This is a genomic window from Eubacterium sp. AF34-35BH (genome assembly GCF_003477765.1).
GTDB lineage: Bacteria > Bacillota > Clostridia > Lachnospirales > Lachnospiraceae > Eubacterium_G.
The window spans coordinates 184881-208736 of sequence record NZ_QUDZ01000005.1 but is presented as its reverse complement, the minus strand read 5'-3'; the positions used below and the strand labels follow the sequence as shown (position 1 = coordinate 208736).

Sequence of the window (23856 nt, the reverse complement as noted above, 5' to 3'; positions counted from 1 at the left end):
GTGAAAGGGAGTAGATATTTTTCTATTCCCTTCTTCTTTTAAGAAGGGCGCACTTATACGTGGGCGGAGCCCAACGTTTATAAACATTCGCGTTGCTCATTGTGCGCTCTTACTCAGAGGGAGCCAAACTATGCGTTTGGATAGCACCAAGTTTCACTTGGATGGAGGTGTAAATATGGCAATATATCATTTTACAACAAGAATAATTAAATCAAGTATTGGAAAATGTGTTGTTGCGTCAGCTGCATATATTTCAGGACAAAAATTAAAGGATGCAAGACTTGGTTTATCTTTTAACTATACAAGAAAAGAAGAAGTTGTATTTGCAGAAGTACTCTTACCTAAAAATGCACCTGAAGATTTGGCTGATAGAGAAACTTTATGGAATGCAGTTGAAAAAAGGGAAAATAAACGAAACAGTCAGTATGCAAGAGAGTTTGAAATAGCAGTTCCCAATGAGTGGAATCGGGAGCAGACAATTTCAAGAATGCGGGAATTTATAAAGGAGAATTTTGTAAATAAAGGAATGGCAGCAGACTGGGCATATCATGAAAAAGAAGGAAATCATCATGTGCATTGTATGTGTACAATGAGAGCATTTAATAAAGATGGAAGTTGGTCAAATATGCGAAAGACAGAGTTCGCACGTGATGATAATGGAAACAAAATACCATTGCTTGATGAAAATGGAAAACAAAAGGTAAGAATCAGAAAAGGAAAGGGCGAAGAAAAACTTTGGAAAAGAATTGATGTGATTCAAAATCAATGGAATTCAAAAGAACAGCTTAAGGAATGGAGAAAAAACTGGGCTGATTATTGCAATAAATTTCTTATAGAGGAACAAAAAATAGATCATAGAAGTTTTGAAGAGCAGGGATTAGATATTGAACCTACAATTCATGAAGGCTATGCAGCAAGACAAATGGAACAAAAGGGAAAAGTATCAGACAGATGTGAGTATAACAGAAAAGTTAAGGAATCAAATAAATTGGTAATGCAGATTAAGAAGAGCATTGCTGAAATAACAAAAATATTAAAGGAAAGGGTTGAACAGATATATGAAAGAGTTGGAAGAGTTAAAGGAAGTATTGGCAGTGATAGAAAAGGTAGGGGATACATTGAGCCTAATGGAAGAACTGAATCAGGAAAACAGTCTGTTGAGTCAACAGGTAGATTCATTAATGATACAGAACAGAAAATTAATAGAACAGAACAAAACATTAAAACAACAGAATCAGCAATTGCTGAAATCAAAAGAAGAATGAGGAAGGAGAGTAGTAAGATAGATGACAGAATCAGAAAAATTAAAAATGAACGAGCTGGCAGACTTAGCAGAAGAACTGACAGCGGAGTTACAGCAGATGGAAACAACAATATTAACGCAGAAAGCAAAGATACAGAAACAATCATCAGACAACTTAAAACTGCAACGGACATTGCAGAAAGCATCATTGCAGATTCAGAATCAAGCAGAGAAAATAAAATTGTTGAACGAGAAAATAGAGAGCTTGAGCGAGAGCGACTTGCAGTTGAGGAAAGCAGAAGAAATGATGAAAGAAGCAATGAAAATAAAAGAACAGACAGACAGGCAAAGAGAAGATAACAACGCAATAATAAACGAAATCAAGGTGCAAAAGAAATTACTTGAAAATAAAGAAATAAAATTGTCAGAAAAAGAGAAAAAACTTGAATTAAGAAAGCAGGACTTACAAAAAGAAGTAAGTCAACAAGTCCTGATGGGAAAATTGAAAACAGAAAACCAAATGGAGAAAAAGTATAAGGGATTGATTTTTATATTACTTACATATGGAATTGTATTTTCGTTATGCGTTGCATATAGAAATAGTGTTTTGAAAAAAGACATTTTTCAAATTGGTAATTGGATTAAAAATATATTTATTAGAGTAATTAGATTAATTAAAAAAGCATATAACATTGTCGGATTTGAAATAAATTGTAATATAGGTAACAAAAACATGGCAGACGGTGTGAAAATATTGGCATATGTTGGAATAACAATAATGCTTTTGTTGATCGTTATGTTAATAATGGTTTTAGTTATAAAAATCGTAAAGCTGATTAGAAATAAAGTATTAGATAGAAACGCAGCTATAGTTGTATTAACAGAATTACTGGCAATAATTATTTTTGGAGATGTAATAAATAATTTATGGAAAATCAATTTAGTTATGGGTGCAATGGTTGTGTTGGTGATTTATGCCATTATAAAAGTGATGGTGAATGTTGAAGATATAGTTAGAAGAAATTATGTGCTGATATTAATAAGTGGGGGGATTGGAGTTGCGTTAGTTGTTTTTATGTTAGCAAAAGAATACATTAAATAAATTATTTGCATAATTAGACAAATTTGAGTTTTATTGTATTCTCTGTTACAATACAGAATTGTAATCTAAAAATACTGGTTGGGGGTGAAATCAATGATAGTGAATATTGCAGTGTGTGATGATAAACAGGCATCTTTAGATATTATTCAGAAAGAATTGGTTAAAGCTGCAAATAATTTAAACATTACAATAGAAACTTATCTTTATATGGATGGGAATGAAGTGGTAGATTTGATTTGTAACAGCAAAGAAGACTTTGACATTTTATTTTTAGACATAGACATGCCAAATATTTCCGGTCTTGAAGTCGCAAAAAAAATACGAAATGCAGGGTCTGATATTATACTTATTTTTATTTCCGCACATGAACAGTATGTGTTTGAATCTATTGATTATAATCCATTCAAATATATTAGGAAAAATAAAATAGAAGAAGAAATTGAATATTCACTGAAAAGAGCATATAAACGAATTTCCAGTGAAAATGCTAAAAGCATTGTAGTTAAAACAGAGGATGGAGAAGTCCGCTTAAAACATACAAGTATTATGTATTTTGAAGTATATGCAAGAAGGATGAGTGTATTTACAAACGGTAATCAAAAAAGAAATCTTGTAGGAAGAAAAACCATAAAGAAACTTTATAGTGAATTGAATGATGAAGATTTTATCCAAATACATAGTGGTTGTATTGTTAATGTGAAATATATAGATGAATATTCAGGTCACGATATAACATTGGATAATGGAACAAAATTGATTGTCAGCAGACCAAGAATAAAAGAAGTAAAAGAAGCCATATCAAGTTATTGGAGCAGAAGAGTATGATAGTATTATATTGGAGCGTAGAATATTTTGCAACATTAGTGGAAACTATATTGTGTTGTATTTTAGTAAAAATTTTTATAAAAAATGAATCATTTAATGATAAAAATAGTAAAATGAGAATATTTGTATATTCCTGTTTAGCGTCCATTATGGTTATGACAGTAAACAAAATGGAGCTGTTTTCATTTATTAATGGAATATTGGGAATTATTATGTTGTTTTCGCTACAGTGTATTATATACAGGCAGAGATATAACTTACTGATATTATCGACTTTAATTTATGCGGTAATAGATTCGGCAATTGATTTTGTTATTGCACAAATGGGTGGAATCCTTATGTCGGTAAAGACAAGTTATCTGCTTAACGAGCAAAGTTTAGAACGTTGTGGATGCGTTTTCATTAGTAAGTTGATATTATGCATTTTAATTTACTTAATTTATAAATATAATTATGAAAAAGTAGACATTCCTAAAAAGTATATAGTTGTAATATGTTTTATTGCAATTATATTAGTTGCTTTAGATTACTATACTATTGAAAAAAGTATAGTATCCGACAGTCAGGATATAAGGTTATTTTCGGTTATCTTTTTTTTCTTTTCAATTGTAATGATAATCGTGATGTTTGATTTGGTATTAAAGTTAGCGGAAAATTATCAACAAAAACAGGAGCTAGCTTTGTTGGAATTACAAAATGAAATGAATGTAAAAGCTGAGAAAAATACGGAACAGACCTTTAATTTATGGAGAAGTAGCATACACGATTATAAACATAAAGTATTGGTAATTAAACACTGGTTAGATGAAGGAAAAATAGAAGAATTAAAAGATTTTATTGAAAATGAAAGTGAGACTCTGGCGCAGAAGATTTATTACATAAAAACAGGTAATGAAGTGGTAGATGCCATTATAAACACAAAACAAAATTTGGCAGAAAAAAAGGGGATAAACTTTTCAGTTAATGTTAAAATTCCACCGGAATGCATAGTTTCAGATATAGATTTTGTGTGTATTTTTGGGAATTTAATTGATAATGCCATAGAGGCATGTGAAACACAAAGTGAGAAACGTATTGAAATTATTGTTAAGGAAATAAAAAAATTACTAATCATAAAAGTAATTAATTCATATAAGGGCAAATTACCTGATAAACTTTCGACTACAAAAAAAGAAAAGAGGTTTCATGGAATTGGATTGAAAAATGTAAAAAGTATTTTAGAAAAGTATGATGGAACATATCAAATGATAAAAGAAGATGACGAAGTAATTACAAAAATTATGATATTAAACAAAAAAAGATAACTCTGGAGTTCATTCCAGAGTTAATTTTTTTTTGCAAAATAATCCAAAAAAATAGCAAAAAAATCCATTTTTCGTTTTGTGGGATATTTTTTGATACTATTTGTAATAGCAATACAGAAATCAAAAGTATTGCTATGGGGTAAACTCAAGGACAAAATTAAAATGATGAAAGGAGATGAAAACAAATGAAAGAAAACAAGAAATTAGTCGGTAAGATTTTAAAGTCTGTTGCAAAAGTGTCAAGTGAATCAGCATCCATTTTCTGCTTTTATGAGCCTAAAATGCCTATGCAACTTTTGAAAGAAAAGCAGACAAAAAAGAGTTGCCATAAGGTAAATAAGAGTGTTTAAACATTTAGCGGAAGATGTTACATTCTTATTAATAAAAAATAAAATGTTAGATATTCAGTCATATGAGATTTATCTGTATGCAGTAGAGGTTATCATATTGAATGGAAGCATCTTATTAACATGTTTATTGATAAGCATATTGTCAGGAGAATTATTTCACATGCTGGCTTTCATTTTATTCTTTATACCGCTGAGAATGCTTGCAGGAGGATATCATTGTAAAAGAAGCGAGGTTTGCTTTTTATGTTCGATAGGAGTATATGGTCTGTCAATAGTGTTGGTTCATTGTGCAGAAAACTTATATGTAAATATTGTTATGCAAATACTCGGGATACTGTCAATTATAGTGATAATAGTATTTTCACCATTGATTAATTCAAACCATCCATTGGAGAAGTACCAGATTAAGCGAAATAAAAAGATAATATATGGAATGATTGCTGTTGATTTTGTCCTGTATGCAGTTTTCTATAAGCTTAATTTAACAATGGCATCAAGCGAGATAGTCTTTATTATTTTAGTTGCATTGACACTATTATTGGGAACGTTGAAAAACATAAGAAATATTTATAGGGAAAACAGATTAATTGAAGAAAGGAATTTAAAATGAGAAAGAAAATAGGAAAAGTAACAGCGTTAACATTGGCGTTATGTATGTCATTAGGTTGTACAGGAGTTTTTGCGGCAAACCAGTCTTTTAAATTCGATTTTAAAGCTAAAGAACTAAAAAAGCAGACAGCTAATTATGCAAAAGAAGATAATGAACAAAATGCATATGTTACATTGAAGGATACGAACTACAGTAATTTTTTATCAGGTGATGTATTTGGATGCCGTGTAAGAAAGGCATCTAATAATGCGGCAGTAACAAATTATACACTAATTAAGAAAATTAAGAAGTATAAATTGCCATATACGGCAAAAGGATATAAAAATACAAAGTATCATTTAGTGGGACAAATTGATAGTAGCGGAGATTATTCTAGTTTAAAAGTGCAAGGTGTGTGGCTTCCATAAGCTTTGAAATATTTTTATTACATATAAATTTTAGGTGGGTGCATGGGATATATATCCCATGCATTTGAAAATATTAAAGGAGAAAGGTTATGCATTTAAAAATAAATAGAGTAGGCATCTTTTTGATAATTGCATTAGCAAGTATGTTTGTGTGTGGGTGTAACAATAATAGTAAGACTTCAAATAATTATAATAAGGCTCAAAAGGAGTGGAAAAGAGAGAAGTTAGATGACAAATTGGTGGCAGATTTTAAAGCAGATAATATTCCCAGAAAAAATTATAATTCTTATGAGGTTGAATATACGTCAGTACCAGTGAAAAAAATAAAAGATATATTTTTCGATAAAGACAAAAGCAAAACTAGTATAACGAAAGAAGAGCGAGAAGATGACTCGGATATGGAAGAGTTAACATCAGAAAATGGGTTATATATATATTCCACAATAGAAGGAACAAATGGAAGAACAAAGGAAAGTGATTATTATAGAGCATTTCTTGGCTATGATTCAGATGCATGGGATGTGAATAATATGCCGACAAACCTAGGTACCGAAGATGAACTAAGTTTTCTTTCAAAAAAGAAATTGGATGAAAAAATAGAAAAAAGAATAAAAGAAATCTTACCAGGTTTTTCTGTAGGAAATTTTAATGTTAGATCCCTTACAAGTGATTATTTAAATAGTATACAAAATAAATATTTTGAGGAAGCGGAAAAAAGTAGTGATGAGATGATACGTGAGGAGTATAAAGAACAACAACAATGGAAAAAAAATTGGCGAAAAAAAGACGATGCATATTATGTTGTAGCAGAATTGTCATTGGATGGGATAAATATAAATAGTGGTGAGACTATGGAGTTGTCTAATGGAAAAAACATTAATCCTGTTTATATAACAATAATATATAATAAGAATGGTTTTGTGTATGTTGATTTCAGTAGTGTTATTAAAGTAAAGAATAGAAAGGAAGATGAAATAGTAACAGTGGCACAAGCATTAAAATCATTAAAAGATGATTTGACGTCAATTATACTTACAGATGAAAAGACCATTAAAGATGCACAATTTAGATATGTAATGATTAGTACATCAGACAATAAGAAAATAGAAATACGACCGGTGTGGATATTTGATGTTATGGTTAAGCTTGAACAAAAAAATAAAGATGACGATAATGGTGAAGAGATTTACATGGTGGATGCCGTAACAGGAGAGGTGTTACGATAATGTTGAAAAGAGAAATTAAAAACTATGGAGAAATTGTATTCAATGTAAGATTCTGTTTGTGTGTTGCCTGTATTTTTTTATTGTTTCAACTAGATACAGGAATACCTATGATGTTTTCTTCTTATCATTGGAGTGTAACTGCAAAAGAATGGGATATTATAAGCACTCTTCTGGATGCAATATATTTTGGAATGTATATTCAAATGATAAATATAGTATCTACAGCAGGATTTGGATTACGCTTCTGCGAGGAATGGAAAGCGGGAATTGTTCCGTGGATGGTTAGAAAATGCGGGCTAAAAAAATATGCAAGACTGTACGTTTCTATTGCAACACTTTCAGGAGGAAGTATTGCAATAGTTGGATTTATATTGTATGTGATATCCATAAAGATGCATAATGTATCATTGCTTAATCCAGAGTTACTAGAAAATCTTAAAACGACAGCAAATTATGGATATACACTGAATACTCATAGTGGAATAAAATATATTATAATAATGGCAACTCTTTATTTTATAGTGGGAGCATTGGCATCCGTAATTGCTATATGTATGTCCACGTTGATAACAAATAAGTATTTTGTTATGGTATCGCCATACCTTATATATAGAATTTACGTAGAAATTTCTAAAATTATAAATATACCATATAATCAGCGAATTGATTACTATTTGTTTGGACGACAAGAGATTGGAAAGTCATTTTGGCAAACTGAAACAATAATATTATTAATTCTTATATTAATTATCATTGCAGGGCAGTTTATGTTTAGAAAAGGATTAAGGAGAAAATTGGTATATGAAAAATATTAGAAAGATATATGCAGTATGGAAATTTCAAATGATTTCAAAGATTATTAATATAAAAACTTTAATTATCTTTTTAATAATGTTTTTGTATATTAGAGCCTATGAAGAACCTATTATGGATTTCTTAAAAGCAGTGGGAATTGGTATTGAGCCATATTTGTATCCCATATTGATGAATGACATAGTGTTTCCAATTATAATTTTATTGGGATACCTTATTCTAGTATGCGATGCTCCATTTATAGGTAATGGATATCTTTTTCTGGTAGCAAGATGCGGGAAAAAATCATGGATAATAGGTGAATCATTGTTTATGTTATCTTATTCTGCATTATATACGTTATCAATGTATGTTTTTACCATTATAAATTTCGGAACTAAAATTGAATTTGGCACAAGTTGGGGAAAGGCAATACTTACCTTAACAAGAACTGATGCAGCACAACAGTTTGGTATACATGATTTCAACCAGACGGTAGTAGAGAATTATATGCCTATTGAAGCAACTGCAAAAACTATTTTTTTATGTACATTACTTTTGTGGTTTATTGGAATGTTGGTATTTGCTTTGAATTATCTGTTAAAAAATCAGGTGGGAGTATTGTTAGCAGCAATGATTATATTTGGAGATTTGGCAATATACAATTTCTTTAGTGACAGTTTATATAGATTTTCACCAGTGTCGTTGATGAAATTGTCAGTGATAACAGGAGTGAACCAATGGAATCCTACATTCTTATATGCAACTAGCGTATTAATAGGTGGAAGTTTAATACTTATGGCAATTGTAATGGTTAGTGCAAAATTTACAAAGGGTATAAGCATAGATAACAGGAGGCAACGATAATGAATGAAATGGTAAAAGTGAAAAATGTGACATTAAATATAAAAGATGCATTAATTCTTGACAAAGTTAATTTAAGTGTAGAAAAAGGAAGCATATGTGGTTTGGTAGGAAGAAATGGTTCGGGAAAGACAATGCTGATGAAGTGTATTTGTGGATTTATTCCGGTAACAGAGGGGGAGATTCTAGTGAATAATCAGAAAGTGGGAGTAAAGGATAAGTTTGCAGAAAATCTCGGATTTATTATCGAGACACCGGGATTTATGCCAAATTATACGGCATACAAAAATCTTGAGTTTCTTTCTTCCATTAACTCAAAAGTGAATAAACAAAGAATCAGGGAAGTAATTGAGTTGGTTGGTCTGGATCCTGATAGTAAAAAGAAGGTTGGAAAGTTTTCTCTTGGTATGAACCAGAGGCTTGGATTAGCACAGGCAATTATTGATAATCCGGATTTGTTAATTCTTGATGAACCGTTCAATGGACTTGATAATGATGGAGTAAAACAAATCAGAAAACTGTTACTGACATTAAAAGAACAGGGAAAAACAATTATTATGGCGAGTCATACAAAGGAGGATATAAATATTCTATGTGACAGAGTATGCTTTATGGATAATGGACGTCTGATATTAGGAACTAATAAGGAAAATGAATAAAAACCTAAAATCCTTCCCACAAACACTTGAACTTTTTACATTTTATTATAAAATACCATAAAGTTTTATATTGCCCGCAATGCCCGATAAATAAAGGAATTGCGGGCATTTTTATAACACAAAATAATGCATAATAAACTGATATAAAATGCCCTAGGGCTTTCAGGGTGTGCAGGGTTCGAGGCCTCAATTGTCATTTCGGTCGATGCTTCTGCCAAGGGCAGAGTTGTCCACAGGACAACCGCATCCCTGGAGGCGCACTTGCGGGTACCGTTTCGGACATTAAATTGCCTGGGGTGGTACTTTTCTTTGTGCGTAAGCAATGAGTCACATAAAAAAAGAGAGAATGTTCAGAGAGAAATGTTTACATTTCGAAAAGAACATTCTCTCTTTTTTTAATGCGGCGAATGCCGCATCAGCGAAATGAAGCAAAGCGTAATTGAGCTGTATGTGACTCATTCAAGTGGTGAGTAATCGGCGAATGTCGCATCAGCGAAATGAAGCGAAGCGTAATCGAGCTGTATGTGACGAATTAAAGTGGAGAGCAGCAAATATTAGGCGTTCTATTCGTAATTATTGGTGCAATAGAAAAGCATAAAAAACAGGGCAGGTAGCTTTAAATACTGGAATTTTTGACAAATATATGAATACATATTATTATAAAGTTGTATGCGTTTTGTGTACAACTTTATTTCATAATGGGGAAGTATGAAAAAGTACATATCTAAATAAAAACTTACAAAATCTATTTCTAAAAGTTTCAGTTACAAGTTTCATACATTTTTCCATTACAGTAGTTTTAACATAAGATAAAACAAAATTCAGGAGGGAAATATGAAAAATAAGAAGAAATTATGCATAACTATTGTGGTGTGCCTGGTGGTTGGAATTATCAGTGGAATTGCGTATTTCCAAGTTGGTAAAGCAGCAAAAAAAGACAACAGTCAGGTAGTTAATGAAAGCACTACTACTAAAAAAGACAAGGGTAAAACCGGAAAATCTTTGTTAAATGAAATTAATATAAAATCTTACAAGGACATTTCAAAAATTGTTGTAGGTGAAAATTCACAGGAAGATGTATCATGGGTAGAACCAATTCAAACAATAACATTCACAAATAAAGATGATATTGATTATTTATATAATCAACTATCTAAATTAAAAACATTGAATAAAAACGGAGCTGATGATGAAAATGAAGTAGAAGCTCCCAAAAAGCGAACAATAAAAATATATGGGAAAAAAGGGTTAAATATTTTGATTAATTATAATCCAACTAGGGGAAGTCTGATTGGAAATATATATGAAAAAGATAAAAGTGTAAAGACTTTTGCTTTTGAGAATATCTCTGAAGAATTTAATAATTGGCTTATTAATCAATGTGATATTCAAATGAAGACAGATTATTCAGAACAATACAATAGGTATCAAAAGATGCAAAAATATGTTACTGCATTACAAAAATATGAAGGTGAATCCTGGTATAGCGGAAACGAGATTGCACTGGTTGATGGCGATTTGAAACTAAAAGTTTTTATATGCAGAGATAACAGTGAAAATCGCAAAAAAATATTAAAAATTGTAGATTCACCAGAGGACATTGTGTTTGGAAATAGAGAAATTTCTTATGCAAAATTAAAAACTGTAAAAGAGTTTATTAGCAATCAAATTCTTCACGACAGAGAAAAATATGACTACATAGTTGGATGTGCTATTACTTCCAAAGAAATCAAAATTACCATGTCAGGTAATGTAAAAAAATCACAAATAAACGACTTTTTAACAGAATTTGAAGAGTATAAAAATTATATAAATATAGTCAAATAAGATGTAAAAATCAGAAAAAAATCAACGCTTATGTCGAAAAAAACGACGTTCGTGCAAAAACTATTTACAATTAAATAAAAAGAAGTATGCTAACTCTTGTCCGGGCAATACAACAGTATATACGGAAAGGACAAGGGAAGTGTACAAGTGGGTACATTGGTTTTGGAGCTTATTAAAATGAGTTGATTTATATTAATCTTATATGTAAAAATATGGTATAATTTAATATATTTTACATTAGGGAGCAAAGAAATCAATGAACATATTTTGTAATATACTGGCAAATCTTTTTCATATAATGGGGATTTTATTGATTGCAGAAAATATTTTACAGTTTACTAAATCTAAAAATAGTAATGGTCTAAAAATATTAGCAACAATTATTGTATCCATATTCAGTGCTAATCCTGTATTGATGAAACATACGGGGCTGGATTTAATAAGCTTTTTAGTATGTATATTTATAATTATAAAGATTTGTTTTGTTGAAAAAAATAAGACGGTAATTGTATATATCATAGGAAGCTCTATGGTATTGGAATGTGTTGAGATGTTTTTTTCACAAATTGTTGAGACAATAGTAGAGATGCTAAAACTCAATGCAAGAAATTATTCTAATCTAATAGCATCACTATTAACGTTGATTTGCATTATTGTTTTATCAATTATAATAAAACGAAAGTATATTTACGGAATAAAGAAGATAGCTGTTAAATATTGGACAATTATGACGATAAATATAATGGCAAATTTCTGTGTATTGGCAATACTGGCATATATAACAATGAAACAGGTTGTACATGACGGGAAAGCTGTTTACATCATAATTTATTTACTTGTTTCCATAGGATTAATAATTCAAATAGTTTCAACAGTAGCTTTGATAATTTCAAGAAATATACACAGAGAAAATGAAATGTTAGCAAAGAAATACTTGGAAGAACAAAAAAACTATTACGAATACCTGGAACAAAGGGAAGTCGAAACCAAGAAATTCAGACATGATATAAGAAATCATTTATATCTATTGGATAAAGTGAAAAAAGAGGGGAAGAATGAAGAATTTGAAAAATATCTTCAGGATATTATAGAGCGCGTTGACAGGTTAGGAACTAAGGTAAATGTTGGAAATGATATTGCCAATGCCATATTAGATAAATATTATGCTGAAGCAATTAACAAAGGCATTAACATACAGATTCAGGGACATTTCCCAATAAACTGTAGTGTTAGTGCATATCATTTATGTACAATATTTTCTAATCTGTTGAGCAATGCTATAGAGGCGGCAGAAAAAGCCACGATAAAGAAAGTTTGGGTAATATGTCGTTATACGGAAAACGAGATAATAATAGAAATTGGAAATTCTTATTGTGATAATAATCTTAATAAGAAAAATCTAAAAACTAAAAAGCCCGAAAAACAGTATCATGGTTGGGGATTGAAAAATGTAGAAGATAGCGTCAATGCATGTAACGGGTTAATAGACATAGAAATCGAAAATGGTTGTTTTGTTGTATCAGTTACATTAAAGAATAATGAGGTATAAGGAAAATGAATATAGCCATTGTTGATGATGAAAGCTGTTGGAGAGAAGTAGCGCAAAAAGTAATTAATAATTACACAGGAGATAAAGACAGAATTGAAATGTTTAGCTCGGGAATGGAATTCCTGAAAAAAGACAAATACTATGATGTTGTAATTATGGATGTAGAAATGCCGGATTTAAACGGCTTTGAGACAATAACGGAATACAACAAAAGTAATAAAAACAGTATTGTCATAATTCTTACGACACATTTGGACTGTGCAAGACAGGGATTTTTGGTAAATGCATTTCGATACATTGATAAGTTAAATATGCAGAATGAATTAGAAGAAGCTTTTGGAGCAATACAAAAAATAAATGAAAATAAATACGCCTGCATAATAGGGCATAAAAGTAATGAGACAAGAGAAATTCCTATTAATTCAATTCTATATATTGAAACAAAGTCAAGAAAAACACTAATTCATACAGAAGAGGGTTGCTTTATTTCGGATGAAAAAATCAATGACTTGGAAAACCGGTTAGAAACATATGGGTTTTACCGAAGTCACAAATCCTATTTGACCAATATGGCAAAGGTGGAATACATTGATAAAGAATTTGCATATTTTAAAGATAATGAGAAATCTTATGTTAGCGTGAGAAAATATGCAGAAACGAAAAAACGATATATTGCAGCAAAGAAAAAAATCGCAGCTATGTAATAAAAAAACGGCATGAACGTCAAAAAAACAACGTTCATGTCGTTTTTTTCGACGTTCGTGCAAAGTCTATTGATAAGGAAGGGAAATGTGAGTATACTGTGATGCGTATCTAAATTTAGATGTACAAACATAAAAAGTAGGGAGTGCTTTTTTACATTACTAATCAAAAATGGGAGGAGAAAAAATTGAAGAATGTACTTAAGAAAGGAATCGCATTTACATTGGCATTAACATTAAGCGTTAGCAGTGCAAACGTGAGTCTGTTTATTACAAAAGCAGATCAGCAGGCAGAAGAAAAAAGCAATGTTGAAAACAGTAATTTCACAGTTAACAGTGAAACAGTTAAACCGAAAGTTGTAGAGGAAGTTATGTCAGACAGAACAACAGATTCTACTACTTTTTTGCTATCCAATGGTATGAAACAGACAACATACTATTCAGATGACATTTATTTTGAAAATGAAAAAGGCAAATTAGCGGAATATGACAATGAGTTTGTTAAGCTTGATAAAAATGATAAAAAGCAGGTTGTAAATTCAGTAGAAGTAAGTGGAAGTGAAAAAGAAGAATACAGTTATGTAAATAACGAAGGGGATTCAAAGCAGTTTTTACCAAACAAACTGTCAGAGAAAACACCAGTCGTAATGACAAAGGAAAATTATGTAGTATCTTTTGCACCAACAGATGTAAAAGGTGAAGGTGAAGAAGGAACAGAGGAGAATGCCTTATCAGCAAAAACTAAAAAAATAAGCCTTGATTCTAAAACTGTAACAAACGTTTATGATGGAAGCAGGGAAGAGAAGAAGATAGTTGCTAATTATGAAGGAAAGAATGAATCAACGGAATTATCTTATGAATCATTAGAGCATGGATTAAAGGAAAACATTACTTTAAACAATAAACCTGAGAGTAATATTATTTCATTCAACTTTACATTACAGGACAGCTATGCAAAAGTGGATGAAGTTGGTGGAGGAATAACAATATATTCAGATGACGATGACATTGTAGGTGGAATAGAAGCACCTTTTATGAATGATGCAACTAAAAACAATTATTCTGAAGAACTACATTATGAATTAGCAGAGGTGTCAGAAAAAGAGAGTAACGTACATAAGTATATTTTAAAACTTGTAGTTGATGAAAATTATTTGGAAAATGCATCTTACCCGGTGGTGATAGATCCTACAGTTACCTGGAATGGAACAGGGGATTTACCGGAAGCGTATGTTTTGAAAAGTGCGGCAAGTACAAATTATTTTAGCAGCGGCGTGAAGACTTTTTCCGTAGGAAAGGGAAGTCAGGGAGTTTTCCGTACATACTTTAGAGCAATGAAGCTGGCGAACACAGTAAAAAATAAATATATAGACAGCGCAACACTAACAGTATACGAAAATGGAGACAGCGTAAGCGGTTCGACAATTTATGTGAAACCCGTAGCAAACAGTTTTAAGTGTGGAACCGTAAACTGGAACAATCAGCCGGGTGGCACCAGCGCTACGCTTGCATCTTTTAAATCAAAGGGGAAAAAGAACGCAAAGCATGAAATTAACTTAAAAACATGGGCGCAAAATGTTTCCAAAGGTTCAGGTGGTGGAAATAAATGTTATGGTCTTTTATTTAAGGCAAGTAGCGAATCAGCTTCATCGTATGTAAAATTTTATGGGGCAAGAGCAGCAAGTTATGTGCCAAAATTAAAAGTGGTTTATTATGATGCACCGGCTACAGCAACAAGTGTTAAAGCCGTTAGTGCAAGCAACACAGCCAGAACATTTATTGCCGGAGGAGAGTTATTAAATGTTTCATGGAGTGGTGTATCAGCACATGCATTAAGCTATGTTCAGTATAGAATTGAAAATTCATCAGGCACAGATGTAGTGGGCTATTCCGAGTCAACACATATTGGAACTACTGCATCAGGAAGCAAAAACATAAATATAAGCTCTTTAACTGACGGAACTTACAAAATATATGTCAGGGGAGCTGATAAAGCAGGTATAAAAGGAACAGGAAAAGGGGCTACATTTGTTGTTGACAAAACGAAGCCGGTATTTAGTTCTGCAATAATTAGCAGTAGTTCTGCAAACAATTATAAAAGTGAAGCACCATCAGTAAGCTGGAAAGTTACGGAAAAAAATCTAAGTGCCATTCAGTTTAGTGTAAACGGCAGTGCATATAAATATTTGAGTAATCAGACCAGTGGAAGCGAAGAAATAGACAGCCTTGTTTCAGGTAGCGCAAATGCAATAAAAATCAGAGCAGTGGATAAGGCAGGAAACATAAGTGATGTAAAAAGCTTTACATATTACTATGATGAGGACGAACCTGTAATAAGTGCGTCAATTAGTCCTAATACTAATAGTGAAAAAATGGATAACTCAGGGAAAAATCCTATATTGAAATATACAATAAGCGATAAGACATTAAAGAGTTATGAAATAGAATTAAACGATGAAAAGATAAATACCAGTGGTTCATCAGGAGAAGTGGAATTAAAGAATGTTGAAGAGGGAGAAAATGACATTTACATTACATCCATAGACAAGGCAGGAAATGATTCTGAACAGGAACTTTCATATTATAAGGACACAGTAGCACCGGAAAAAGGAACTGTCAGAATAACTCCAAAGACAGGCTTTTTTAATTCAAGTAATCAGATACCGATAGTTAAATGGGATGGAATAACAGATGATAATTTATCATGTGTTCAGGTAAAGATAGACGATGGGGAATATAAAGAGCTAGGAAAAACTTCAAAGGGAGAAGGTCAGTTGCAAAGTGCTGACTTTAAGAAAAATGGAAAATATAAAATTACAATAAGAGGAATAGACAAGGCAGGAAATGTGTCCGAGGAAATCAGCAGTAATTATTATTACGATGCCGCAGATTATGCTTTGGAAGATTATACACCTATAAATGTTTATGCAACAGAACAGATTGGTGGAAACACAATTCTCAGATTTGCAACAAAGAATGAAAAATACCGAGATGATGTGAAGTATCAGGTATACAGATCAACAACACCAAATGTGGTAATTAGTGAAAAAACATTTGTTAAGTCTTATTCATCAAAAGGTTCAATCAGAATATCAGGTGATGAAAATGTAACATACTATTACAAGTTAAGAACAGTGAAAAAAACCGGTACTGAAACATTGTATAGTGATTATTCAGATGAAATAAGTTCTACAACAATAGGAATGGATATAGCAGAAAGACGATTAGGAGAAAATACATTAAATGAATATATGTCGTTAGAAACGTCAAATGGTAGCGGTCAGGTAGAATTATCCAAAGGAAATTTTGTTTATTCTCAGGATGATATATCATTACCTGCACCACAGTTACCAATAAATATTTCCAGAACATACAACTCTAAATCAACAGAAATTACATCTATGGGATATGGCTGGAGACAGGCGTATGATATGTATGTTTCAGAGGTTGGAGATAAAATTTACTATGTGGACGACTCAAATGCTTTGTACACATTTGAAAAAAAGGATGATAAATATATATGTAAAGAGAATATAGATTTATCATTAGAGATAGATGATGACATATTATCCAGAAAAATAGAAAAAGACGGTAAAGTTATAAAGGAATTAGAATTAGACGTTTATTATAAAATTATGGATAAAGACGAAAATATTTATCGTTTTGATGAGTTTGGACGTTTGATTTTAATAGAAGAGAGTAATGGAACTTTTGTCAACATAGAGTACAACAATAAAAACGGAAGAATAGACAGTGTTAATACATCTAAAGGTCAGGTAGTGAAATATTCATATAATGATAATGGCTTGATTAGTAAAATTGTTGCAGCTCCTAATAGTGACAAGTCATACAGTTATGAGTACCAGTATGAAAACAGCAAATTAAGCAAGGCTACATTTGTAGGAACAAATGGAAATAAAATAGATTATAAATATGGTTACGATAATAACAATAAATTGTCAGAAATAACAGATGCAATGGGAAATAAATATTACATTAATTATAATGCAGAACGTATTTCTAAATTTATTTATCCTAACGGAGAATATAATGAGTTTAGTTTTGACAATGATTCAAAACAATCACAGACTATGTCAAAACTAATAAAAGTTAGTAATGGAAAGAAAGTATATAGTGAAGAGTACCATTTTACAACAGATGGTAGAATTACATATAATAAGGATGCACTAGGCAATGTTTCAGCTTATACATACGATAACAATAATAAAACATTAGTGACAAAGAGTACCGACAGTGAAAGTTATTATACATTAGAAGGTGATACAGTAGTTCTGAAATCTGTGGAAAATAGTGAAAACACTAAATATGATACCCATGGTAATATTGTTAAGTCTGTAGATGAAGCCGGAAATGTAACAGAATATACTTATGATTATAGCGATAACTTGTCAGAGGCGGTAAGAAATCAACCTAAAACTGTTAAAACAACAGACTATAGTGGAAAAGTTATTGAAAATTGCTTAAATGAGTATGATAAGTTTGGAAATGTCATAAAAGAAACAGATTACATAAAAAACATTGTAACCATATATACATATGGAGATGATGGTGAAGTGTCAAGTGTTCGTGAATTATTAGGAGAGAACGTAAAGGATAAAGACTTTCAAAATACAGCCATTTCATCAAGCGTTGAAAATACAGAGTATAATGATGATGGAGATGAAACAGAGGAAGAATCACAAGAGGGAACAGTAGAAGAAAAGACTGTTAATATTTATGATGATTTAGGTAATGTTGTATTAGACATTACAAGTAATTCTGAAATCAATGATGATATAGTTTCAAAATTATCAAAGGACAGCAGTGTAAATAATATAAAAGACTGCATTAAAGGAACTAAGTTGGTTGTAAATAAGTATTATTATGACGAATTTTTAAGAACAACTAAAACTACAGAAGTGTCAAGAAAAGGTGTAAGAACTACAGAAAATAAATACGACAATAATGGGAGCGTTATAGAATCAAAAGATGAAAAAGGCAGAATAACGAAGACAACACTTGATTCTATGAATCGTGTTACAAAGACAGAATTAATTGTAGGAAATGATACCAGAGAAGATAATGTTTCATACTCCTATGGAAGCATCAATAGAAATAATGGTATTAAATTAGAATTATTAGAAAATCTAAGTGTTGTGACTACAACAAATAAAAAAGGAGAAATCGTAGGAAAGACTTATACTGATGCATACGGAAGAACAGTTAGAGAAATGAGTTCCGGTCTTTTTGCTGATTATTCATATGATAACAGTGGCAAGCTTTTTACTACCTACGTCAGCGGAGTAAATGAAACAAATATGGATTTGGTGGCAGATGGAGAACTGGAAGTTTCTACATATGATTCAAAAGGAAGATTAACAGCTACAATCAATAATCCTAAAATTGAAGGGAATATAATAAAAGTAGGAGATGACTCCATTGTTACTAAAAATAAATATGATAACGCCGGCAATCAGATATCATCAACAGATGCAATGGGAAATTTAACAGAGTATGAATATGACAATCAGGGAAGAATTAGCAAGGTAATTGAAAATGGAGAGGTTAAAGGAACATACAAATATGATGAATTTAATAAAGATTCTTCAGGAAAGTATAAATCAATAGAAGAATTAGTTACCTATGCTAACGGAGCCGTATCCAAAACAATAACTAATGGTTCTGATCAGATAATGTCAGTGGAAGATGAGAGTTCTGATGGAAATATAAAAACAGAGTATGAATATGACAAAGATGGAGAATTAATAAAGGAAATTTATGCAGATGGCTCATATAAAAAATACGAATATGATATTGATGGAAATCAGATTAAAGAATCAAGCTACTTATCTAACGGTAATCTGACAAATGAAACAGAATCTACTTATGATGATGAGGGACAGCTAATAAGAAATATAGACAAAAATGCCAATACACCATATCGATATACATATTATGAATATGATGATTATGGAAGAAATATATCTGTGGCAGAGGTGAATGGAAGTAGCACTCCTAGCGCAGATGAAATTGAAAAATCAAAATTAAAATATGTTTATAATGTAGATGATGTTATTGAAAAAGTTTATTATCCAAATAATAAATCTGACAAACTAAAAGGCATTAAGTTCAATTATAATAAGGATAAGTGGATTGTATCCATAGAAGGTTTATTTTCAGGAGATGAGGCTTGTAAAATAAGAGAATATATTTATCAGAACGATGGAAAAATTAAGACCATTAAGGATTACAATAACTTTATGGATAAAAGTTCAAATTATATACAAAGAGAATATGAATATGATATATTTGACAGGGTTATATCCATGAAGTATTTCAGTAATTTAGCTGTAGATAACATATTAGAAATGTATAACTACAAGTATGATAAAAATTCACATGTAGTCTACAAAAAAGAAGTCTTTAATTATTCAAATAATAAAAAAGATGAGGAGACAACTTATGAGTACAATAATCTAAATCAGCTTAAGAAATCTGAGAAGAAAGATAACCTGACTTATAAAACTACACTGTCAACCTATGAATATGATAAACTTGGAAATAGAACTTATGAAGGAGTTACTACTAAATATACAGCTGCAAATACGGACGAAAAGCTGGAAGGTAATTTCCATTATAATAGCTATAACAAATTAAACCAGTTAATAAGTTCATACGAAGTAGAATCATCTCAAGGAACAGCAACAAAGACATACCATAAGACTTATAAGTATGACAAGAAAGGAAACAAGATTGCAGAAGTAGATGAGAAGAGGGGAGAAAATTCTACTTTTACTTACAATGTTGATAACCAGTTAATTGATGTTAGTATTAAAAAGAATGGTAAAGATAAATACAGACAGCATAACGAATACAACGGTTCAGGACAGCGAATTAAGAAAATCGACACTACTGTTTCCGATACAGAAGAGAAAACAGAAACTATAAACTACTACTATGAAGGAAGCTTGCTACTTTATACAACAAATGAAAAGGGTGAAAAGACAAGTCAGAATATTGTTGGAGATGCAAGTAATGTTTTTGCAACAATCAGATACACAGATGGACAGTCAGAGTATTTTTATTCTAAAGACATACAGGGAAGTACAACCAACATCATAGATAAAAAAGGAGAGTGTCGCAATTCATATAATTATACAGACTTTGGTGAAACAACCGAAAGAATAAGTGCATCAATAAAAAATGAAGTTTGTTATACAGGCGGTGTGTATGATGAAACCACAGGATTATATTATTTGAATACAAGATACTATAGTCCGGAGGATGGTGTATTTCTAAGTCAGGACACATACCGAGGAGAAGAAAACGATGCAGCAAGCTGGAACTTGTATGGATACTGCGAAGGTGATCCTATAAACTATACAGATCCGACAGGAATGTGGGGCGAAGAGATACATAAGGCATTAACGAAATCGGCATACAATAAGGTTCTTGGTAAGTCATTGTCAAAAAAAGAAAGGAAAAGACTGAAAAATATTGGCTTGAAGCGTTTACAAAAGAATTGTACATTTCCAGATAAACAAAGGGGAACAAATCCTCGATATAAAGATGGTTCATACCATGGACATGGTAATTATGATAAAGTTATGTCAAGGGCATTAAGTGGTGCAAATAAAATTTATAAGAATAAAAATTATGAAGGATGTAGCAGGCAATTAGGAATTGCATTACATACAATTCAGGATTTTTATGCACATAATGTTAAATTAGATGGTGAAGTGGTTACATCCAGAAAGGTGGCAGATGGAGTAGTTAAAGTTTCAGGAGATGGAAAATTCACGTTGGGTAAGCATCCAAAATATATTACAGACAAATTTATTGAAAAATATGAAAAAAAACGTGGAAGCATAGCTGCTGAAGTAACGAAAAAAGAAAAGAAAGGAAAAAAATTAGGGATACACTCAATGACGGCAGATAATCCGTTAGCCTATTTTAAAAAGGGAAAATGGGTATTTGTTAAATCAAGGTGGAGGAATCCAAGGTATAAAAAAGCACGTACGGCTTGTGTGAAATATTTAATGCATTTTGTAAAAAATGAGAATAGAAAAAGTTATAAATTGAAATATTAGTTTTAAGGAGGAATATCATATATGAAGAGTATAAAACAAAACAAGATGTGTATAAGCATTTCATTGATGTTAATACTGTTGTTATGCATGTTTACGGCAACATCAAAAAATATATACGCACAGTCAAAAGACAGTAATGACGTAAAAGCTATCCAGAGCATAATAACAATCCAGAGAAATAAAGGTGCAAAGGTTAGCACAAATTTAGATAATAAGAGACAGTACAAATGGAGCAAGAAAACAGGCAGACTACGAGAAATAAACTGGTATAAAAAAGGACTTAAGGGAAATATTAATTTTAATAAATTAACAGAATTAAGATACATAAATGTAAAAAGAAACAGCCTGAAAAATATTAGTCTAAATAAAGTTGAGAAACTTAAGATATTAATGTGTCAAAAGAACAAACTAAATAAACTATATATTAAAGAAAATAAAAAATTAGATGTTTTAGACTGTTCTAACAATAACATTAAGAAATTAAATGTAGTAAAAAACGAAAAATTATGTGAATTTGATTGTTCTCATAATTCATTAAAGAAGTTAAAAATTAGTAAAAGCATGAAAAAGCTGTTTGCGTTAGATTGTTCATATAATAAAATAACAAAGTTGAAGATTAAGGGATTACATCATTTAGAAAATATTGATTGTAGCCATAACAGATTAAAGCAGTTATGCATAAAAAATATTGGATCTGTTGTTTATTTAGATTGCCAAAACAATAAATTAACAGAATTAAATTACCCTAATGAAAATATTGCAGAATTAAATTGTTCTCATAATAAACTGATATCAATAGATGTAAACTATATGGGGCAATTGAATTGCTCTTATAATAATATAAGAGAATTAAAAGGTGGAAGTAATAGCTTGTCATCGTTATATTGTAGTCATAATCAGATAACAGACATAGATATTGGAAATTTGTTTGAGGATTGGCCGGGAAATTTATATTGTGATCATAATAATATCTCATCTCTTGATTTAACCGGAATTTTAGGAATGGAAAAGGTAGTGTGTGACAAAAAGGTTAAAATGATTGGCGTTGCTAGTGGAACCAAGGTGGTTAGAAAATAGTCTTAATGGCAGAGAGCTTATAATCTTTATAATAAATACTTGGGATTTCAGGATTATAAAAAGTACATAAAACTTTATATACCTCGCAATGTCTTATATATAATGGCATTGCGAGTATTTCAAGTATTTCCTAATCAAATGAATTTCGACTTTAAGTGAATATCGAAGCTTAAATCGGTGAAATAAAAATCGGAAAAACTACGTTAAATTATTATAAACAATTTAACAGGAGGAGAAAACTTATGAAGAACGGAAAACTAAAGAAAGCACCTATAACAATTATATTTTCATTAATGATATTATTTTGTATGTTTACGGCAACATCAAAAAATGTGCATGCTCAAGAGAAAGATATTAATGATGTAAAAGCCATTCAGAAAATAATAACAATCCAGAGAAATAAAGGTGCAAAGGTTAGCACAAATTTAGACAATAAGAAGCAGTACAAATGGAGCAAGAAAACAGGCAGATTGATTGAGGTAAGTTGGGCTAAAAAGAGCTTAAAGGGAAAAATCAATTTCAATAGGCTGACAGGGTTAAAAGATATCATTATTACTAGAAATAAAGTTACAGAAATAAACATAAATAAGTTGAAGAAACTTGAATTTTTAGAGTGTTCCAATAATAACCTAAGGAAGCTTAATATACAAAAGCATAAAAAATTAGAGGAGTTATTTTGTTCCCACAATCGTTTGAAAAAGTTAAAGCTTGACAAAAGTATGCAGGAACTCTCATATGTCTATTGCTCAAACAATAAAATAAATAAATTACATGTTGAGGGGTTAAAGATGTTGGAAGTTCTTGATTGCGATAATAATGGAATGAAGAAGTTAGAGCTTAAGAATCTTGGTGACATTTGTATTTATTGCGAAAATAATAAGCTTAAGAAGTTAAATTTTTCAAATGTTGCAGTTGTAATGTTATTTTGTAGTTATAACAAGATGGAGGCTGTAAACACATACAACGCACAGGTACTTCATTGTTCTAACAATAAAATTAAAGAAATAAAAGGTTCTTTTTACAATATGACATATTTGAAGTGCGATAATAATCAAATAACGGAATTGAACATTGATAAACCATGTGATGAATTTGAAGAACTTTATTGTTAGAACAATAATATTACAAGAATTGATTTTGCAGGAATAAAGAGTATGAATAAAGTTGTGTGTGACAAGAAAGTAGATTTGGCCGGCTTATCAAAAAAAGTCAAAGTTAAAAGAAAATAAA

The 23856-nt window shown here is 30.9% G+C and carries 17 protein-coding genes; all 17 read left to right on the top strand.

Annotation, left to right across the window (positions count from 1 at the left end; translation table 11 throughout):
- Positions 1-175: 175 nt before the first annotated feature.
- Positions 176-1603, top strand: coding sequence for a MobQ family relaxase (gene mobQ, locus DWZ69_RS07635; protein ID WP_158573370.1), 1428 nt, complete (start codon positions 176-178; stop codon positions 1601-1603).
- The gene (locus DWZ69_RS07630; RefSeq protein WP_118436609.1) at positions 1548-2345 is read left to right on the top strand and encodes a DUF6040 family protein; all 798 of its coding nucleotides are present in this window, start codon (positions 1548-1550) and stop codon (positions 2343-2345) included. Before mobQ ends, DWZ69_RS07630 begins: the two co-directional genes overlap by 56 nt.
- Before the next feature lie 93 nt (positions 2346-2438).
- Positions 2439-3170 (top strand): response regulator transcription factor, encoded by a 732-nt coding sequence (locus tag DWZ69_RS07625; protein ID WP_118024960.1) that lies wholly within the window; start codon positions 2439-2441, stop codon positions 3168-3170.
- Positions 3167-4474 carry a sensor histidine kinase gene (locus tag DWZ69_RS07620; RefSeq protein ID WP_118024959.1) on the top strand — a complete coding sequence of 436 codons (1308 nt, stop codon included), beginning with the start codon at positions 3167-3169 and terminating at the stop codon, positions 4472-4474. Before DWZ69_RS07625 ends, DWZ69_RS07620 begins: the two co-directional genes overlap by 4 nt.
- A gap of 185 nt (positions 4475-4659) precedes the next feature.
- Complete coding sequence (locus DWZ69_RS07615) at positions 4660-4824, top strand: cyclic lactone autoinducer peptide (RefSeq protein ID WP_118024958.1); 165 nt, start codon at positions 4660-4662, stop codon at positions 4822-4824.
- Positions 4817-5434 carry an accessory gene regulator B family protein gene (locus DWZ69_RS07610; RefSeq protein ID WP_118024957.1) on the top strand — a complete coding sequence of 206 codons (618 nt, stop codon included), beginning with the start codon at positions 4817-4819 and terminating at the stop codon, positions 5432-5434. The genes DWZ69_RS07615 and DWZ69_RS07610 overlap by 8 nt, the downstream gene beginning before the upstream one ends.
- A complete protein-coding gene (locus tag DWZ69_RS07605; RefSeq protein ID WP_118024956.1) occupies positions 5431-5841 on the top strand; it encodes a hypothetical protein in 411 nt (136 codons plus the stop codon). The genes DWZ69_RS07610 and DWZ69_RS07605 overlap by 4 nt, the downstream gene beginning before the upstream one ends.
- An 89-nt stretch (positions 5842-5930) precedes the next feature.
- The gene (locus tag DWZ69_RS07600; protein WP_118024955.1) at positions 5931-7067 is read left to right on the top strand and encodes a hypothetical protein; all 1137 of its coding nucleotides are present in this window, start codon (positions 5931-5933) and stop codon (positions 7065-7067) included.
- On the top strand, positions 7067-7882 hold the full coding sequence (locus DWZ69_RS07595) for a hypothetical protein (RefSeq protein WP_118024954.1): 816 nt from the start codon (positions 7067-7069) through the stop codon (positions 7880-7882). The genes DWZ69_RS07600 and DWZ69_RS07595 overlap by 1 nt, the downstream gene beginning before the upstream one ends.
- On the top strand, positions 7869-8726 hold the full coding sequence (locus DWZ69_RS07590; RefSeq protein ID WP_118024953.1) for a hypothetical protein: 858 nt from the start codon (positions 7869-7871) through the stop codon (positions 8724-8726). The genes DWZ69_RS07595 and DWZ69_RS07590 overlap by 14 nt, the downstream gene beginning before the upstream one ends.
- A complete protein-coding gene (locus tag DWZ69_RS07585) occupies positions 8726-9382 on the top strand; it encodes an ATP-binding cassette domain-containing protein (protein ID WP_118024952.1) in 657 nt (218 codons plus the stop codon). Before DWZ69_RS07590 ends, DWZ69_RS07585 begins: the two co-directional genes overlap by 1 nt.
- Before the next feature lie 834 nt (positions 9383-10216).
- Positions 10217-11209, top strand: a complete 993-nt coding sequence (locus DWZ69_RS07580) for a hypothetical protein (protein ID WP_118436607.1) — start codon at positions 10217-10219, stop codon at positions 11207-11209.
- Between the two features lie 256 nt (positions 11210-11465).
- Complete coding sequence (locus DWZ69_RS07575) at positions 11466-12758, top strand: GHKL domain-containing protein (protein WP_118000002.1); 1293 nt, start codon at positions 11466-11468, stop codon at positions 12756-12758.
- A gap of 5 nt (positions 12759-12763) precedes the next feature.
- Positions 12764-13462 (top strand): LytTR family DNA-binding domain-containing protein, encoded by a 699-nt coding sequence (locus DWZ69_RS07570; protein WP_118000001.1) that lies wholly within the window; start codon positions 12764-12766, stop codon positions 13460-13462.
- 185 nt (positions 13463-13647) lie between these two features.
- Positions 13648-21549 carry an RHS repeat-associated core domain-containing protein gene (locus DWZ69_RS07565; protein WP_118436606.1) on the top strand — a complete coding sequence of 2634 codons (7902 nt, stop codon included), beginning with the start codon at positions 13648-13650 and terminating at the stop codon, positions 21547-21549.
- A gap of 21 nt (positions 21550-21570) precedes the next feature.
- The gene (locus DWZ69_RS07560) at positions 21571-22626 is read left to right on the top strand and encodes a leucine-rich repeat domain-containing protein (RefSeq protein ID WP_117999999.1); all 1056 of its coding nucleotides are present in this window, start codon (positions 21571-21573) and stop codon (positions 22624-22626) included.
- 242 nt (positions 22627-22868) lie between these two features.
- The gene (locus DWZ69_RS07555) at positions 22869-23738 is read left to right on the top strand and encodes a leucine-rich repeat domain-containing protein (protein WP_117999998.1); all 870 of its coding nucleotides are present in this window, start codon (positions 22869-22871) and stop codon (positions 23736-23738) included.
- Positions 23739-23856 lie beyond the last annotated feature (118 nt).

Excerpts from the sequence above, each read along its gene's own strand:
- mobQ (WP_158573370.1), top strand. The coding sequence starts at position 176 with ATGGCAATATATCATTTTACAACAAGAATAATTAAATCAAGTATTGGA.
- DWZ69_RS07630 (WP_118436609.1), top strand. The coding sequence starts at position 1,548 with ATGATGAAAGAAGCAATGAAAATAAAAGAACAGACAGACAGGCAAAGA.
- DWZ69_RS07625 (WP_118024960.1), top strand. The coding sequence starts at position 2,439 with ATGATAGTGAATATTGCAGTGTGTGATGATAAACAGGCATCTTTAGAT.
- DWZ69_RS07620 (WP_118024959.1), top strand. The coding sequence starts at position 3,167 with ATGATAGTATTATATTGGAGCGTAGAATATTTTGCAACATTAGTGGAA.
- DWZ69_RS07615 (WP_118024958.1), top strand. The coding sequence starts at position 4,660 with ATGAAAGAAAACAAGAAATTAGTCGGTAAGATTTTAAAGTCTGTTGCA.
- DWZ69_RS07605 (WP_118024956.1), top strand. The coding sequence starts at position 5,431 with ATGAGAAAGAAAATAGGAAAAGTAACAGCGTTAACATTGGCGTTATGT.
- DWZ69_RS07600 (WP_118024955.1), top strand. The coding sequence starts at position 5,931 with ATGCATTTAAAAATAAATAGAGTAGGCATCTTTTTGATAATTGCATTA.
- DWZ69_RS07595 (WP_118024954.1), top strand. The coding sequence starts at position 7,067 with ATGTTGAAAAGAGAAATTAAAAACTATGGAGAAATTGTATTCAATGTA.
- DWZ69_RS07590 (WP_118024953.1), top strand. The coding sequence starts at position 7,869 with ATGAAAAATATTAGAAAGATATATGCAGTATGGAAATTTCAAATGATT.
- DWZ69_RS07585 (WP_118024952.1), top strand. The coding sequence starts at position 8,726 with ATGAATGAAATGGTAAAAGTGAAAAATGTGACATTAAATATAAAAGAT.
- DWZ69_RS07580 (WP_118436607.1), top strand. The coding sequence starts at position 10,217 with ATGAAAAATAAGAAGAAATTATGCATAACTATTGTGGTGTGCCTGGTG.
- DWZ69_RS07575 (WP_118000002.1), top strand. The coding sequence starts at position 11,466 with ATGAACATATTTTGTAATATACTGGCAAATCTTTTTCATATAATGGGG.
- DWZ69_RS07570 (WP_118000001.1), top strand. The coding sequence starts at position 12,764 with ATGAATATAGCCATTGTTGATGATGAAAGCTGTTGGAGAGAAGTAGCG.
- DWZ69_RS07560 (WP_117999999.1), top strand. The coding sequence starts at position 21,571 with ATGAAGAGTATAAAACAAAACAAGATGTGTATAAGCATTTCATTGATG.
- DWZ69_RS07555 (WP_117999998.1), top strand. The coding sequence starts at position 22,869 with ATGAAGAACGGAAAACTAAAGAAAGCACCTATAACAATTATATTTTCA.